The organism is Burkholderia sp. PAMC 28687, assembly GCF_001577465.1.
Taxonomy (GTDB): Bacteria; Pseudomonadota; Gammaproteobacteria; order Burkholderiales; family Burkholderiaceae; genus Caballeronia.
Genome location: NZ_CP014506.1, coordinates 409,269 through 425,692, shown reverse-complemented (window position 1 = coordinate 425,692; position 16,424 = coordinate 409,269). Strand labels below are relative to the sequence as shown.

Annotated in this window: 10 protein-coding genes; 1 reads left to right on the top strand and 9 read right to left on the bottom strand. The window is 61.9% G+C overall.

The annotated features are described in order from the left end of the window. The first annotated feature begins 2 nt into the window (after positions 1 to 2). Positions 3 to 1,415 carry a serine/threonine-protein kinase gene (locus AX768_RS17280; RefSeq protein WP_062001351.1) on the top strand — a complete coding sequence of 471 codons (1,413 nt, stop codon included), beginning with the start codon at positions 3 to 5 and terminating at the stop codon, positions 1,413 to 1,415. Here AX768_RS17280 and tagF read toward each other — a convergent pair. Genes tagF through tssF form a run of 9 tightly spaced genes read right to left on the bottom strand, consistent with a single transcriptional unit; the run spans position 1,412 to position 16,404 of the window. Beyond that, on the bottom strand, positions 1,412 to 1,996 hold the full coding sequence (gene tagF / locus AX768_RS17275; protein ID WP_062001350.1) for a type VI secretion system-associated protein TagF: 585 nt from the start codon (positions 1,994 to 1,996) through the stop codon (positions 1,412 to 1,414). The genes AX768_RS17280 and tagF overlap by 4 nt on opposite strands. Further along, positions 1,993 to 5,556, bottom strand: coding sequence for a type VI secretion system membrane subunit TssM (tssM, locus tag AX768_RS17270; protein WP_062001349.1), 3,564 nt, complete (start codon positions 5,554 to 5,556; stop codon positions 1,993 to 1,995). The genes tagF and tssM overlap by 4 nt, the downstream gene beginning before the upstream one ends. Then, the gene (gene tssL / locus AX768_RS17265; protein WP_062002294.1) at positions 5,553 to 6,881 is read right to left on the bottom strand and encodes a type VI secretion system protein TssL, long form; all 1,329 of its coding nucleotides are present in this window, start codon (positions 6,879 to 6,881) and stop codon (positions 5,553 to 5,555) included. The genes tssM and tssL overlap by 4 nt, the downstream gene beginning before the upstream one ends. A gap of 14 nt (positions 6,882 to 6,895) precedes the next feature. Further along, complete coding sequence (gene tssK / locus AX768_RS17260; protein WP_062001348.1) at positions 6,896 to 8,230, bottom strand: type VI secretion system baseplate subunit TssK; 1,335 nt, start codon at positions 8,228 to 8,230, stop codon at positions 6,896 to 6,898. Positions 8,231 to 8,234: 4 nt separating this feature from the next. Then, a complete protein-coding gene (gene tagH / locus AX768_RS17255) occupies positions 8,235 to 9,509 on the bottom strand; it encodes a type VI secretion system-associated FHA domain protein TagH (RefSeq protein WP_062001347.1) in 1,275 nt (424 codons plus the stop codon). After that, the gene (locus AX768_RS17250) at positions 9,503 to 10,933 is read right to left on the bottom strand and encodes a type VI secretion system Vgr family protein (protein ID WP_082778909.1); all 1,431 of its coding nucleotides are present in this window, start codon (positions 10,931 to 10,933) and stop codon (positions 9,503 to 9,505) included. Before AX768_RS17250 ends, tagH begins: the two co-directional genes overlap by 7 nt. Continuing rightward, positions 10,920 to 13,523, bottom strand: coding sequence for a type VI secretion system ATPase TssH (gene tssH, locus AX768_RS17245; RefSeq protein WP_062001346.1), 2,604 nt, complete (start codon positions 13,521 to 13,523; stop codon positions 10,920 to 10,922). The genes AX768_RS17250 and tssH overlap by 14 nt, the downstream gene beginning before the upstream one ends. A 2-nt stretch (positions 13,524 to 13,525) precedes the next feature. Beyond that, a complete protein-coding gene (gene tssG / locus AX768_RS17240) occupies positions 13,526 to 14,563 on the bottom strand; it encodes a type VI secretion system baseplate subunit TssG (protein ID WP_062001345.1) in 1,038 nt (345 codons plus the stop codon). Further along, positions 14,548 to 16,404, bottom strand: a complete 1,857-nt coding sequence (gene tssF / locus AX768_RS17235) for a type VI secretion system baseplate subunit TssF (RefSeq protein ID WP_062001344.1) — start codon at positions 16,402 to 16,404, stop codon at positions 14,548 to 14,550. The genes tssG and tssF overlap by 16 nt, the downstream gene beginning before the upstream one ends. Positions 16,405 to 16,424: the final 20 nt, after the last annotated feature.

Below are 16,424 nucleotides of genomic sequence, written 5' to 3'. Positions count from 1 at the left end.
TCATGACGGCATCCGCCGACACCCCATCCGAACTCGGCCGATACCGCATCGAGCGCGTGCTCGGACGCGGCGCAATGGGTGTTGTGTATCTGGCGTTCGATCCGCAGATCGAGCGCCATGTCGCGCTTAAGACCATCCGCAACGAATTGTTGCCGGCAGGTTCCGAAGGCGGTTCGATGCACGACCTCACCGCGCGTTTCCTGAACGAAGCGCGTGCGGCCGGCCGCCTTGCGCATCCGAATATCGTGTCGGTGTATGACTATGGCGAAGCGGGCGACACGGCATACATCACGATGGAATACGTGCGTGGCGAGAGCCTCGCCGCGCGTCTCGCTCAGCATGCCCGAACGCAAACCCGAATAGAACCGGCGCGTGCCTTAGGTTGCTTTTTGCAACTCCTCGATGCACTTGATTACGCGCATCAGGAAGGCGTGATTCATCGTGACATCAAGCCTGCCAACCTGCTGATCACGCAACGCGGCGAATGCAAGATCACGGACTTCGGCATTGCGCGGATCGAAGCGTCGCATCTCACGCAACTGGGCACGGTGATCGGCACGCCCAGCTACATGTCGCCGGAACAGTTCACGGGCGAGACCATCGATGCGCGCGCCGACCTTTTCTCCGCTGCGGTCGTGCTCTACGAAATGCTGACCGGCGTGTGTCCGTTCGCGGGCACGCCGACCGTGGTCATGCGGCAAGTGTTGAGCGACACGCCTATGCTGCCATCGGAACGCGTGCCGGGCTTGGCCGGTTATATCGATGCGATGTTGATGAAGGCGCTTTCGAAGCGGCCCGAAGACCGTTACGCCTCCGCGCGTGAATGGCGCGATGTGCTGATGGGCGCGCTCGGCGCGGCGCAATCCGAGGACAGCGACCAGACGGTGATTGCATTTGCAAAGCCGATTGCGTTACTCGAAGCGCCAGAGCTCAGCGAACCTTCAATGGACTGGCCGCCTGAACTGATAGCGCAACTGGAGGAGCGGCTCGCAAGTCACGTGGGACCGGTTGCGACGATCTTGCTGCGTCGTGCGACGGCGAAGTCCTCGGACTTCAACGCGTTGCGGGAGCGGCTCGCGGCGCATTTTCCAACCGATGCCGCGCGGCGCGATTTCAACTCGCTGCTGATGCGGCTTGAGACGCCGGGGGATGGGTCACGGATTGCTTCGGGTATGAAGCGGACTTCGATGCCCAGGAACGAGCCGGTGCTTCAGGTGAGCATTGCGCCTGAGGTCTTGCAGGACGCCACGCTCAAGCTCGCTGCATATGTTGGGCCGATAGCGCGGGTCATCGTGGCGCGCGCCGCCGCGAACGTGCCTAATACGGATACGTTTTACGAACGTCTGATCGATGCCGTGCAGGAACCGGATGACCGCGATGCGTTGCGGCGGGATCTTGGCATCGCACCGGATTAACCTCCCAGCAATCGCAAGAACAACGCCGTATCCGGCGCGCCCTCGTGCCTGTGCAGCGCTTGAGCGCTCGTCCACCAAACGCTCGCAACATCGCCCTCGCTCAAAAACCGCCTGAACTTATCGCGCCAGACCAGCGTTTCAGCACCGCTATCAAGTTGCTCCAGCTCGGTCTCGAACTCTGCCAGCGAGAACTTCGCCTTCAACGTCGATAAGGCCAAACCCGCCGCATGCTCGTACCACACCGAACTGCTGTGCAGCCAGTCATCGAAGAAAGCTTGAGCCATTGGTCGAGCCACGACGAAAGGAAAATACCGCCCGACCGCGTCGATACCCGGCATCATCACGCCCGCATACGCCGTATCATCCATCACCCCGGGTTTCATCGCGAAACACCATAGCGGCATGCCGAGGAAGTCTTGCAACCAGGCGTCGCCAAGCTGTTCCTGAGCCTTGAGCAATCCGCGCTGCAACCACGTATCCCACTGCACGACAAATTCGCGCGACAAACCGCGTCCCACAAAGTCGCCATGCGTGCGCACTTTTCCGTAGAAGCCCGTGCCGGCTTCTTCAGGCGTCATCATAGTTGCGCCGGGCATCGAAAGCGGTCGAGCACACCGGCACGAAACGGATTGACCACGCTGCTCGCCGTGAGGTCGACTGATACCAGGCCGTTGTCGAAGGTCGCCTTGAAGCGGTCGGGCTGACCCGCGGGCGTGATGCGCGCGGTATCGAGCAGATGGAACAACGCCCACGGTCCGTCCGCATGCGGCGCAGTCGTCGCTGCCGGATCGAGCTCCACATGCGCCTGCCCCGTGCCCTTGCCGCTCGGCCACTGGAAGGCAGCGGTCGCGCCTGGCGTGCTGTCGGTTGCAACCAGTTGCACGCCGTCTACATCGAGTACAAAACGTTTGACGGATGGATCGATGGAAGCAAGCTTCGCCGAGAATCGAACCGATATATCATGCCCGCCATCGCGAAACAACGCATCGCGGATCTGCGCAGCATTCTGGAACTGCGCAAGGACGTCGTCGGGTATGCCAAGCGAGCGCGCTTCCGGGCGCCAGCGCCATACAGCGCCCGACGTATCCACGCGGTTCTGCAAGTTCTTCTGGAAGAAATCATCGATCAGGCCGCCCGGCCCGAGAATCCGCCCGAAGTCATCAGGCGCGGCATCCCGCGTCGAGGTGCGCACGAGCGGATAGCGGCCATCCAGCGCTTGCCGGCAAGCCGGCGCGACCGTTGATGCCCACAGCGCCCGAAGCTGCGCACGCTGGCTTTGGACCTGAACGGTATCGGCGTTATCCGCGACACCTTGCAGCACCGCACCGAGCGGCGCGGGTGCGCCTTGCGCGAGCAGTTTCAAGCGATCGAGTGAACTCGTCGGCGGCAAGGGCAGTGATTGCTTGCGCGCGGAATCGACCGCTTGCAGCGTTGCGGCCGCTTCCTTCAATGCACTGATGGAATCGTCGACAGGCGCACCCGAGGTTGCCCCCGGCTTGCCCGCAAGATCATGCAGCGCCTGGAAATGCGTGTTGACGAGCGCGGCGCTGTCGGCACTTGCAGCGGGTTGCGTTTGACCTTCTGCGCCGCCGAGGCTCTTGCGCAATGCATCGAACTTGCCTGCGGCAGCGTCAGTACTTGCTGCCGGCGCGACAAACGTCGTCTCGAGCGCCGCCGCCGTGATCAATGCACGCAGCGGTGAGTTCTGCGAGCCCATCAGGTTCGCAACGCGCGCGCCCTGGTCGGGTGCGGAAAACGATACGACACCGACATCGCCGAGCAGTCCGTCCCACTGCCGGATGCTTTCCTCGCAGTACAAACGCGTCAATGCCGTGCGAAGTTCATCGATACCTGCTGCATCCGGCTTCGTCTCGGCGCGCCCCAGCACCCAGTCGTCCTTCGCAATGTTGGCGAGCGTCATCTCGCGCAAGCGCAGGAAAGCGGTAAAACCAGCTTGCGTGTAAGCACCATCGATACCCTGCGTCAACGGCATCCCGCTCTTGCGCACGAACACCAGCAGACCACTTGGCCCCGCCGCCTTGGCGATCGAAAAATCCGCCAGATGAAGCTGCGTAAGCTGCTGCTGGATGCGGCTGTTCAGACGCTGCGCAAGCGGCACGCGGCTCAATGTTGCGCGTGCCTGGGCAATCAGGTTCTGATCGAGCGGCAGGTTTGAATCGAACTGTCCACGGCGAAAGATCGCCTCAAGATGCTGATCGATACTCGCGCGTTGAGCATCGCTTGCGGTTTGCAGCGGACCGCGTTGCCAGTCGCGCATGGCCCAGCTTCTCAATGCGTCGGGATCGTAGTGCGTCGGGTCGCCAAGCATCAGGTACGCACGCAGTACTTCATATTGAAGCGCGGCATTGTTCGCATCGCCGCGACGCAACTCTTCTTCCATGCGCTGCACAACAATGGGCAACAACGTCTGGCGCAACAACCGCTGATACACCCGTTGCGCTTCGGCGCCGATTTTCTCGCGTTGATCGAGACCGAGCTTCGCCCACCACACATCACCGCGGCTTTCGCGTTCGGCTTCGCCGCCGGGCAAGTCCCGGGCGGCATCGAGTACGGGGAGAACTGCGAGCGGATCATCGCCGAGCGTGGTCTGTTGCACCCGCTGCTGAAGTGCTGCAATCTGCTGACGGCTTTCGTCAACGAAGCGGCGGTTCGCCCGGTCGCTGACAAAAAGTCCGATCAACCCTGCGATCAACACGGCGCCCACCGCGCCAATAGCAATCTGCTGAAACCACGCACGCCGCCGCTCGACGCGCAAGTTGCTGCCAGCAAGGCCCGCTTCCTCGAAGATCACATCGCGCAGCAAACGCTTCACGAAGTATGCGCGGCCACTCGATGTATCGGCGAGCAGCACTTCCCGTTGCAACCCGAGCGCTGCGGCCATGGAACTCATCATGCGGTCGAGCGGACGACCGCTTTGCGTGCCGCTTGTGAAATACACGCCGCGCAACAACGCGGCGCGATCAAAGCGCGATTCGCTGAAGGCGTCATCCAGGAAACGCTGCAGCGATCCTTCGATACCCGCGAACTGCTGCGGGAACGAATAGATCAGCGCGCGACGGCGCACATCGGTTTCCTGCTGCATGCGTTGCAGCACGCGCTCCTGGAGCTGCCGATGCAGCAACCGGAATTCATCCGGGAAACGTTGCAGCGGTTGTCCTGAATTTTCCGCGCCGTCTTCAGGCGAATGCGGGAACGTCACGCCCCACACTTGCTCGCGTTCGTCGCGGCCGAGGTCATCGAAGAATTCGGAGAAGCCGGAGAGCATGTCGCTCTTCGTGACTACCACGTACACCGGGAAACGCATGCCGAGCTGCTTGTTCAACTCGCTCAGGCGTTCACGCACCGACGCCGCGTGCGCTGCACGTTGGGCATCGGTCTGCTGCAACAAGTCCGCTGCCGATACGACGACCATCACGCCGTTGAGCGGACGACGCGGACGGTATTTGCGCAGCATTGCGAGAAATCCGAACCATGCGCCGCGATCCGCTTCGGCGTGACTGTCTTGCGTGGTGAAGCGGCCGGCGGTGTCGAGGAGAACGGCGTCGTCGGTGAACCACCAGTCGCAATGACGCGTGCCGCCAACGCCGCCAATCGCCTGCGCGCCGAGGCGGTCGGCCAGCGGAAATCGCAACCCTGAATGAACCAGCGCCGTCGTTTTGCCTGCACCCGGCGCGCCAACGAACATGTACCACGGCAAGTCGTAAATGGTCTGGCGGCGCGCACTGAACCACGATTTCCAGCCCTTGCCGTCTTTGCCCGTCGCGGTGGTTCGAAGCGTCTTCAATGCTTCCTCGAAGCGCGTGCGCAGGATGGCGAGATCCGCATCGGCGGCCTTGCGTGCTTCGCTCGGTTTGCGATCGGCCGGGTTCACCGAATCCGCGATAAGACTGCGCACGAAGTTGGAACTCGCAAGCCGCGCCTTCACGGCACGCGCGCCGAAGTACACCGCCCAGCACGCGAACAGCAGCGCGATCGCGATCCATCGGCTGGTCGCACTTCCTAGCGGCTCGCTGCCGTTGAACGCGAGCAAGGGTCCTTCGAACCACACAATGAACGCCAGCGCCAACATGCCGAAAAACGACATGACCACCGGCTTTCTGAATCCGTTCGACCACCTCATGACGCGGCTCCTGGCGAAAGAATCACAATGGCAACGCGACGATTTTTCGCGCGGCCCGCGGGGGTATCGTTTGGTGCAATCGGCTCGGTGTCGCCGCGTCCTTCCGCGCTCAGGCGCGAGGGCGAATCGATGCGCGCCGCGATGATCGCGCGCACGGTATCGGCGCGCGCCTGCGAAAGCGCCACGTTCGACGGAAACCGCGCCGAGATGATGCGCTGGTTGTCGGTGTGGCCGACCACGACCACGTTGCCCGGTTTGTCCTGCAATGCGTCGGCGATGCGCTGCATCAGCGGAGCAAAATGTGGATCGAGGTCGGCGCTGCCCGATGCAAACAATTGCGTGCCCGTCGCCGTGTTGTTGATGGTGACTGTCGTGCGGTCTGCCGAATCGCCGACCGTCACCAGCCCTTGCGCAATCTCGGGCGCGAGGAAACCGGCCAGCGTGGCGGCAAGCTTGGGTGCTGCATCGACCTTCGATGCGAGTACAGGCGCGGGCGCCACGCGTATCGACCGCATCGAGGCGAACACCGGGTCCGAAAAGTCGTTGATTCGAAAGCTCAACACGAGGCTGGCGGTCACGAGCACGAACGCGGCAAGTGCAAGCGCGACCCACAGCGGCACGAACTGCAGCAAACGCTTGCGTTCGCGCGGCGCGGGTTGCCAATGCGGCGACAACGCGCGTTCAACCGGCGGGCGCTGCGCACGGACCATCTGTTCGAGCCGTTCGCGTATCACGTCGAGCTGCGTCTTGCCGCCTTCCATCAGGCGGTATCGTCCGTCGAAACCCAGCGCGAGCATCACGTAGATCAGCTCGAGCAGATCGACATCGATAGCAGGGCTTTGCGCAAGACGCTGCAGGATTACGAAAAGACGCTCGCCGCCCGAAGCTTCGTTGTGGAACGTCACCAGCAAACTGCGGCGGCCCCACACGCCGGCACCCCACGGCGTGGCGGCAATCGATTCATCGATGAACGTGCACAGGCAATAGCGTGCCGGGCCAAGCTGCGCATCGGGTACGCCGAATGCGCGGCCGTTGGTTTCGAATGTGCGCACCATCTGGATCAGTTGCGTACGCAGCGCCTCGAGATCCGGATGGCTCGTCAGGCGCCGCAACGGCAATGCGAGTTCAAGCAGCGGGTTCGCGGCGCGCAACAGCGGGTTGCGGCCGGCGAGCGTGGCGTCGAGCGGCGCCAAAGCTGGCGCTGCCGCCGCGGTTTTTGCCGTAGCCGGGCGCTCGCGCTTGAGGCCGGGCGTCGGCATCATGATCGTGCGCGCGGCGTCGAGGAAACCCGAGTCGTCGATAGTCGGGTCCGTGTCGTTAGTCATTGCAGTGTCCTTGTTCATCGACGGATGGCCCAGCATTCCATCGTCAGGCCAGGGAACTCGCCGGCGACGTGCAGCGCCATTCCAGCCGACGCGTTGAGTGCTTGCCAGCCTTCGTTCTTGTCGTCGAGTTCGAAGTAAGTGAAGCCCGCATGGAACGGAAGCTGGCGCGGCGCGACCGGCAACGCGCGCAAACCGATGCCCGGCAATTGCAGGTTGACGAGGTCGCGAATTTTTTCGACCGCCCCGATCTTCACCTGGCTGCCGAACGCGGACAGCAGCGTTTCGGTGGATACCTGGGCGCGCACGGCGAGCACAAAAGTCGCATTCGTGAAGAGCGAGCGATCCGCGACCAGGGCGACGCGCAGGCCGTACTTGCGCTCCTCCAGCGGTATGGAGACCACGCCCGGATCAGCGACGCGACTCAAAGCAAGACGCAACGCTTCGATCACCGGCGTGAACGTTTGCTTCAACCGGTCATGCCGATACACGGGGAACGCCGGCGGCCGCCGATCACGCTGACTGAAGGTCGCCAGTTCTCCCGCGAGCTGCACAGTGGCCTGGAAAAGCGCTTCGGGATGCAGTCCGGTCATCGAGCCAAAATGCGCAACCAAGGGCTGCGCGCGATTGACGATCTGCAGCAGCAGGAAGTCGGAGATCTCCGCCATGCCCGCGGCTTCCGGCTGCGACAACCGGGCCGCCAGCGCCTCGCCGCGTTGCTGGAGCAGACCGTTGAGCTCGGTCGAGAAGCGCGCGAGCTTGCCCGCGACAGTGAAGTCCAGACACGGCGCGCAATACTCTTCGTCCAGCACCACACGCGAATCGCTCAGGCGTTCGATCACACGCGCAACGCCCACATACGCATGCGCATGCACGACGTCCGGTTCGAGCGCAAGTTTCAACCGCAGCTTGCCAACCTGCAACAGCGTGCTGACGGCGTCGGGATCGTTGCTGTCGTGGACTTCGAACTCTTCCGTCCGATAACGCGCGAGGTTGTCCGCACGCTCAGGTCCGCCCGACTCGGTCGCGCCCGGCCGGCGAACCGGCAGTGCGAGCACCACGAGCAGGCTCGCCGTGCCCTCGGGAATGTCGAGCGGCTCCGGGAGGTCGTCATCGGCGGGAAGGTTGAACGGCGTGCCATCAGGCAGGACGCCCGCAGCCGAGCGCAGCGCGAACTTGCCGAGCTTCAACAGCGCTTCATCGATTTCCACCGATGTGAATCCCCAACCGTAAGCACGCAGGCTGTCAACGCGCGCTTCGAGCTGCGTCTGCACGTGCCGGTCGTGCTGCTGCAGATGCTGCGGCTGCAGGAACATGCCTTCCGACCAGATGACCTTGCTATTCCAGTACATGGCGTTATTCGCTTGGAGTTGAACGTGTGAGTGCGTCGAGTTGCGCCTGGTACGCGCGGCTGAAGGGCTCGCCGAAGGTACGCTGGAAGTCGTCGCCGGCGTCACGCGCCACGTCCTCCCAGGTATCGACGAAACGCTGCCAGAGGCGCGCGCGGCGATTGCCGAGCAGCGCATCGATGCCCTTTGCCGGTTGCACCGACCGGTCGATCGTCACTGGATCGATGCGCGACATTGCGTGTTCGAGTGCCGCGCGCATGCCGGCGACGACGGCGAGTTCGTGCGTCTGGATATCGTGGAAGGCTTCCTGCAACGCGTCTTCAGGCGCGAGATATCCCGCGCCGCGTGCGCCGAGCATCTGCGTGAGCGCCATGTCGACGTCGGGGAAAAACTTGAGCGGATTGTTGTCGCGCTCTTCGATCAGCGTCATGGCGATACGCGTCTCGCGCTTTGCCATGGACCGTGAGCGCAACGCGGTCATCGTGCCCTGCGTCGCGACGCGCAGCATGCCGCCTACAAGACGCGCGAGGTCATCTGCGGCGATGTGACGGACAGTGCCGGCGTCTATGCCGAGACCTTCCAGCAGGGCTGTCAGCGTGGCGTCATCGCCGGTGGAGGGCGTTGCAGCGACCGGTTCCGGGTGCTTTGGCTGAGGCGTTGGTGCAGGCGCTGGTTCCGGCAGCGCCAGAAACTCCGTCGCTGGAATCACCGGCGCAAGCTCGTCGTGCATCTCGACCGGCGGGATAAACGGGTCGAAGTCCTCGGGAATGATAGGCGTCGCCGGTCCGTCCAAAACCGGCAACGTCGGCACTGCGTTCATCGCGCGTTCCGGCGATATGTGTTCGAAACCCCTGCTCGACCCCGACACCGAAAACGGCGACACTTCGTGTTTCGCCGGACCGATCCCAAGCGGGCTGTCGCCGGCGCCGAGGGCATCGATAAGCTCCTGATTCGCATTCACCCCAAAACGCGCAGGCTCACGCAATAGCGGCGTGGCCGCGAGCGGATCGGGCGTGAATGGAGTATCGGCGCGACTATCCTTCGATGCTGCATGCGGCGCATTCCAGTCATCCGGAATCAGCGGCGCGGCCGGCTTCACGTCCCAGTCCGGTTTCTCCGGCAACGGCGCCGATGGTATGGACACATCCGGGCGCGTCATCATGGTCATGTTCTCCAACTCGTGCTCGATGGACACATCCAGCGCATACGGACCGACCCGCAGACGATCGCCATCATGAAGCTGCGCCTCGCGTGATCCGTCCAGTATCTGGTCGTTCAGCAACGTGGGATTGCTGCCTGCATCGACCAGGATGAAAGCGCCATCGCGCCATTCGTGATCACCGGACGGTCCGGATCGCCTTCGATGAATTCGACCAGCACCTCCTGCCCGATGCGCGGAAGCTGCATGGATCCCCAGCGTTTATTGGCCCAGCCTTGCGATACACGCACCCAGCATCGGTCGAGCTTTTGCGCGCCCGACGACTGCGCGAGTTGTTCCCAGTGGAACTGGACCTTTACGCGGCCGTATTGATCGGTGAGGATTTCATCGCCATCGGGGCCGACGACTACCGCCGTTTGCGGACCGCCTACGCGCGGCTCCGGCGTGGTTCGTGCCGTACGGAACGTGTTATCCGCGCGGATCGCGGTAAAGCTGCAATCGAAGATCGGCAACGTGCTGTCGCTCGTCGATACATACGCGTCGGAGACGATCTCCGCACGTGTCTCCGTAATCAGGTATTGGCGATCCTGTGCGGTCGCCGGATGATCGCGCAAACGGATCAGCCCGCCCGGGATGAGACCACGCGACGTGCTGCGTGCACTGATGGAATCGTTCTGCGTTTGATGAATCTCGATGTTCACGCGTGCGAGACGATCGCCATCCGCGGCCTTGACGTGACCCGTCAGGTGTTCCTGCATCACGTAACGCGCGGGATCGAAGGGCGCTGCGCGGGTTGCCCGCGCGACGAGACCGTGGCTATTGCTCACCGATGCCTTCTCGAAGTCGTACTCGTTGACTTCGTATCGTCCAGTCTGCAACGTCGCGCCCGACACCCACCGGTACACGCACTCTTCATCCTGCTCGGGCGTGTCCCAAGCCTGGTACGGAATGGTCTCGTAATGCGGAATGGGACGATGTTCGCTATTCGAGTCGGTCAGCACTAACGTATGTTTGCCGCCCGTGTACTCGAAAAAATAATGAATGCCTTCGCGCTCGAGCAGACGGCTTACGAAGTCGAAATCGGTCTCGCGATACTGCACGCAATTTTCGAGCGGCGGATAAGCTGCGCTGCATGCATTGCGGAAATCGATATCGAACGGTTCGAACACCGCGCTTACGATCTGCGGAACCGTCTTTTGATAAAAGAATCGCCGATGCGACGATTGCGTCAGCAGCCACAAGCGCGGATGCACGATGGCTTCGTAACGCGCCATGCGGTTATGCGTGGTGTCGCCGGGGACAATGAGCCGCAACGTAGTGACGATGCCATTGAACTGGCGCTCGCCGGCCGCCGGATAATCGAGCGTGACGGACAGGTTCTGGCCAAGCACGTCGCCGGGATCGATATCGTTGCGTGGGCTCAAGAATGCAAGCTGGAATTCATTCATGCGGCCGAGCGCTTCGATTGTCGACATGCGCATGAAGACCGCCGTGTCCCCAAGCGCGGCGCATTCCATGCGGACGTGGCGAGTACTAGTCGAAGGCATAGGTGAACTCCTCTGCTTCAACGCCCACATGTACGCGTGCAAGCGGTTTTCCATCGATCACGCGCGTCAGGAATTCCGTGCTGATCCGCGGCAACAGACTGTTGGTGAGGATCGCGTCGATCATGCGTCCGCCGCTTTCGAGCCGCGTGCAACGCACGGCGATCTGACCGACCACGTCTTCGTCGAAAGTGAACGGCACCTGATGTGTACGCGTCACACGTTTCGCCACCCGTCCGAGTTGCAAGCGGATGATGGAGCGCAGCATCGCGTCGCTGAGCGGGTAATAGGGGATCGTCACCATGCGGCCCAGCAACGCCGGCGGAAACGTGTGCAGGAGTTCCGCATGCAACTGTTCTTCGATGGTTTCCATCGCCGGCATGTTCTCTGGATCGCAGCACAGATGCGCAATGCATTCCGTTCCCGCGTTCGTGGTGAGCAGGATCAGCGTGTTGCGAAAGTCGATGGAGCGGCCCTCGCTGTCTTCTATCCAGCCCTTGTCGAATACCTGGAAGAAGAGTTCGTGAACATCGGGATGCGCCTTCTCCACTTCGTCGAGCAGCACGACGCTATGCGGCCTTCTACGCACGGCTTCGGTCAGCACGCCACCTTCCCCGAAACCGACATAACCGGGAGGCGCGCCTTTCAGCAGCGAGACCGTATGTGCTTCCTGGTATTCGCTCATGTTGATGGTGATGAGGTTTTGCTCCCCGCCATAGAGCAGTTCGGCGAGCGCAAGCGCGGTCTCCGTCTTGCCCACGCCCGATGTTCCCGCGAGCATGAACACGCCGACCGGTTTGTCCGGATTGTCGAGTCCCGCACGCGACGTGCGAATGCGCCGTGCGATCATCTCGGTTGCGTGACCCTGACCGATGATTCGCCGGTCCAACAGCTCACCAAGACGCAGCACGTTGTCGATATCGTTCTTGACCATCTTGAGGATGGGCACGCCGGTCCAGTCCTGAACCACCGCTGCGACCGCTTGCCGATCCACGCCTGGCAGGATCAATGGCGCATCGCCTTGATGCTCGGCGAGCAACGCCTGTTGCGATCTCAGCGCGGCAAGGTCTGCACCGGCAGCGCCATCGCGTAGTTGCGAACGGCGCGCGAGGATGTCTTTTACGAGTTCGCGTTCCACGTTCCAACGCGTATCGAGCTCCGCGAGTCGCTGCGTTTCTTCTTCCAGCGCCTTCGATGCCACCTTGTGACGCGCGGCTGTATCGATGCCGATCAGGCTTTCGCGCGTGATGACCTCGAGTTCCGTCTTCAACGCGGCGATGCGTTTCTGCGCGTCGTCCACTGCCGGCGGCGTAGCGTGCTGACTCACTGCAACGCGGGCACATGCGGTATCGAGCAGGCTTACGGACTTGTCGGGCAACTGACGCGCCGGAATGTATCGATGCGACAGGCGCACGGCCGCTTCTATGGCTTCGTCGAGCACTTGCACGCCGTGATGCTTTTCCAGCGCACCGGCAATGCCGCGCATCATGGTGATTGCGCGTGCTTCGTCCGGCTCGCGCACTTGCACGACCTGGAAACGCCGCGTCAACGCCGGATCTTTTTCGATGTACCGCCGATACTCCGACCACGTCGTCGCCGCGATCGTGCGCACGGTGCCGCGGGCAAGTGCAGGTTTCAGCAGATTGGCGGCATCGCCGGTTCCGGCTGCGCCGCCTGCGCCCACGAGCGTATGCGCTTCATCGATGAAAAGAATCACCGGGCGCTCCGCCGACTGCACCTCCTCAAGCACCTGGCGCAGGCGCGTTTCGAACTCGCCCTTGACGCCGGCACCTGCCTGGAGCAACGCTACGTCGAGCGTGCGCAGCGTGACATCGCGCAGCATGGGGGGAACATCGCCGGCCACGATTCGTTGTGCCAGTCCCTCGACCACGGCCGTTTTCCCTACACCCGCCTCGCCCGTCAGAAGCGGATTGTTCTGGCGGCGCCGCATCAGGATGTCGATGACCTGACGAATCTCATCGTCGCGACCGACGATTGCATCGAGCCTGCCTGAGCGTGCTTGTTCCGTGAGGTCGACGGTGAAGCGCTGCAATGCGTCCTGATTGGTCGCAGGCATGGTGACTGCCGCTGACAGCGCATTCGAGGCTTGCGCATTCTCCGGCGAATCCGCTAGCAAAACGTCGAAGTCATTCACGAGGTCATCGAGTTTCACTCGATCGAACTCGCGCGAAATCCCGCGCAACGCGTTGCGTAAGGCCGGCGTCTTCAACGCGCCGACAATCAGATGCGCGCTGCGCACTTTCGCTGCATCGAACAACAAGGACCCATACACCCAGCCGCGCTCGACAGCTTCTTCAAGTTGCGAAGAGATGTCCGTGATCGATGTAGACCCGCGCGGCAAACGATCCAGCGCTTCTGTCAAATCACGCGCGAGCGCCGAAGGCTCCACGCCAAAATGCTTGATGATCCGGTGCAGATCCGAGTCGGGCAAGTTGAGTAGCTGATGCAGCCAGTGAGTCAGCTCCACATAAGGATTGCCCCGCAAACGACAGAACGTCGTGGCACTTTCCATCGCGCGATAGCTGAGTGTGTCGAGTTTGCCGAACATCACGGCGCGGCTGATTTCTGCCATGGTTATTCCTGTGCGAGAGTCTTGACGCGGCCGTTTCGGCCGAGCGGTTTGAGTAGGAGTTGCGTGGCGTCGGACGCAGCCGGACGTGTTAACAACCATGTTGTGTAACCAAGACGCTGTAGCCGCCCGAGAGCAAGACGGGGTACTTCTGCGCGCTGCAATTGCAGGTTCAAATCCCATTCGAGCGGATCGCGCACGTAGTTGCGGATCCAGTCCGCAAGACGCACGAGGCTCGCGCCGCCGGGCAGGAATCGCTGATAGTCGGTCATCGAAAGCGGACCCAGCGCAACGCGGAACTTGTGCTGCCGGTCCCACGCTCGGCCCCCAAGCATGGTGCCGAGGCCGAGGCGGCCGCTTTCATCGGCGGCGCCCAAACGGCTCAGCGAACGCGCCGGCAAGTCGATCCAGTGACCGACGTTCTCCTTCACTTTCACCGGGACGTTGAAGAAGCGCATCAACACAAGACGCAATCCGGCGGCGTGACGGGTCGGACCGCTGAGTACGCCGGCAAAGTGAAGCTTTGCGAAGTCAGGAATGCTGTCGCGATTGCGCAGCGCCGGTTCGCCGAGCCCGAAGGTGCTGCCGACATATGCGGAAAAACGATCACCGTTGTTGCGGTCAAGGCTCACTGTCGGCTGCGCCACCGCCCATGATCGATAAAACAGCGACGTCATGCGGTGATGGAACACATCGAGAAACCGCGCAAAGGTCGGGTCGTTGGCGTTACGCGTGCGGTCACGGATGTATTCGGTGAGGTGCGTGGGCATCGGGCCATTCGGTCCCAGCAGGCCGAAGAAATTCACGACCAGCTTCGGCGCTTTCTTATCCTCACCGTTCAAGCTGAAACTGCGCAACGTGGTCGGAAAGAAGATGAGGTCCGGTTCCTGACCGAATCGCACGGCATCGTCACGCGGCCGCAACGATGAACCCACTCGCGGCAAGCCGGGATACGCGCATTCGAGCAAGCGTACGGCCTGGAAAAAGTCGAAGCTTTTTGCATCGGCGGAAAGCCGGTCGAGGATGGTCACAGCGTTTTGCATAACCCACTCCCCGGCGCCCAGCGCATGATTTCGCCGCGCGTTGCGCTCGTGACCACCGTCTCGGTGAACGAATTCAGCGATACATATTGAGTGAAGAAGCGCGCGAGCACCGCGCCAAAGAGAAACGCGCTTGCGCCTTCGAAGCCGGTTTCATCGATCAGCAGGTTGATCTCCAGGCCTCGGCCGAATACGATCGGTCCGCGCGACGGCAAGCGACGCGTCACAGGCTGTGTATCGATGGAACGAAGACCGTCGACCTGTCTCGCCGCCGCGCCGTCGCCAGCGGGCGCATAGAGGCCGAGCAGATCGCGCATGGCTTGCGCACCCTGACCGTCGTTGCTGTCCACAAGCGACGCATAGTTCAAGGACAAGTGGCTCAGAAGCCGCCATGCAACCGGACCCTCTGCATATGACGGCAAAGGCCGGCTAGGGCCGCCGATGCAACGCGCGCTGAGCACAGGCACTTCCAGGTCGACGGTGAAATCGGTCGCCGTATCGCCGAGCGGCATGGTCAGCGTCAGGTCGCGATTGGTGCACAAGACGCTTAGCCCAAGTTGATGGAGTTCGCCCGGGTATGGCGCGTCGGATGTATCGACCAAAGCGATGAACGTCTCGCTGCCAAGGTAATTCGAGCGCACGCCGCGTTCGGTTTGTCGCGATGAAGGCAGTCGTTTCTCACGGCGCACCTGGTAAAACGCACCATCGCCCGAGTCGTGAATACCCATGTCGCGCACACGATAAAACGGCTGGAACGGCAATTCAGCGCCGCCGCCCGCGCGATATCCGGTCACGCCTTGAATCTGATACACCTCGAAGTCCATCGGCCGCGTGCGATCCACCACAACGTGATGCTCGAACTGTTCGCCGGTCACCGCAATGCGGTCGGTGCGCCGCGGAAACAGGTTGATGCACGGCGTGCAGTGCAGGGCAAAGTGCGATGCATCGATGAGTTGTTCGAGCGCCTGATCCACTCGCGAGAGCAACACGATCAATTCGATTTCGTCACTGTCGCAACGGGCCATGCTAGGTTTGAGTCCATCGACGGAAACAAACATGAAGCGCGGTGAAAACGCGAAATACTCTTGCAGCAAGCGATACCCGGGAAACGACCGGCCGCTCACTGGAAGCAAGGCTTCGTCGTCGGAGAAGCCGAGCGGTCGAATGGACGATACAGGAAACAGCTTGCCTTCAACAACTACGCCAAGCGTTGACCCAAGCAACAACTCATATAAACGCGCTGGCAAACCCTCTCCGCCGCGCAAATAAAGCGGCAGGTTATCGAGCGAAATATCGCTGATTTTTTGATTGTTCAGCGCACGCAAACGCAGGCGCAATCCCGCTTTCACGCCGCGCGGCAACGCTACGTCAACGCCCGCGAGCGTGCCTGTATGCGTGAACAAACGCGCTTCAATCAATTCGATGGGCCACATCGTCATTGCATGCGAGGTACGGAATTCACAGCGCGTGGAACTTTCGCCATCGAGCCGCCCGTGCAAGGCCGTTCCGCGAGGGACCTGAACGCCATCGGCGAGTGACGGATGTGTCATGTCAGGCTGCACTTCCACGATCGTCATCGCCGGCGTCGGCGCGAGATAGTGCGGATAGACAAGCTCTGCAAGATGCTGCGTGAAGCGTGGAAACTCGGCGTCGATCTTCATCTGCACGCGCGCCGAGAGGAAGCTGAAGCCTTCCAGCAAGCGCTCAACATATGGATCTGCGCATTCGAAACTTTCAAGCCCGAGGCGTCCCGCGACCTTCGGAAATTCCTTCGCGAATTCCCCGCCCATCTCGCGGACGTGCTGAAGTTCCTGGCTGTAATACTCGATCAGTTTTGGATTCATGGTCGGGGTCGGTTATGACG

Coding starts and splice junctions, on each gene's coding strand:
- AX768_RS17250 (WP_082778909.1), bottom strand. CDS start 10,933: ATGCCTTCGACTAGTACTCGCCACGTCCGCATGGAATGCGCCGCGCTT.
- tssL (WP_062002294.1), bottom strand. CDS start 6,881: ATGACTAACGACACGGACCCGACTATCGACGACTCGGGTTTCCTCGAC.
- tssF (WP_062001344.1), bottom strand. CDS start 16,404: ATGAATCCAAAACTGATCGAGTATTACAGCCAGGAACTTCAGCACGTC.
- tssH (WP_062001346.1), bottom strand. CDS start 13,523: ATGGCAGAAATCAGCCGCGCCGTGATGTTCGGCAAACTCGACACACTC.
- AX768_RS17280 (WP_062001351.1), top strand. CDS start 3: ATGACGGCATCCGCCGACACCCCATCCGAACTCGGCCGATACCGCATC.
- tssG (WP_062001345.1), bottom strand. CDS start 14,563: ATGCAAAACGCTGTGACCATCCTCGACCGGCTTTCCGCCGATGCAAAA.
- tagF (WP_062001350.1), bottom strand. CDS start 1,996: ATGATGACGCCTGAAGAAGCCGGCACGGGCTTCTACGGAAAAGTGCGC.
- tssK (WP_062001348.1), bottom strand. CDS start 8,230: ATGTACTGGAATAGCAAGGTCATCTGGTCGGAAGGCATGTTCCTGCAG.
- tssM (WP_062001349.1), bottom strand. CDS start 5,556: ATGAGGTGGTCGAACGGATTCAGAAAGCCGGTGGTCATGTCGTTTTTC.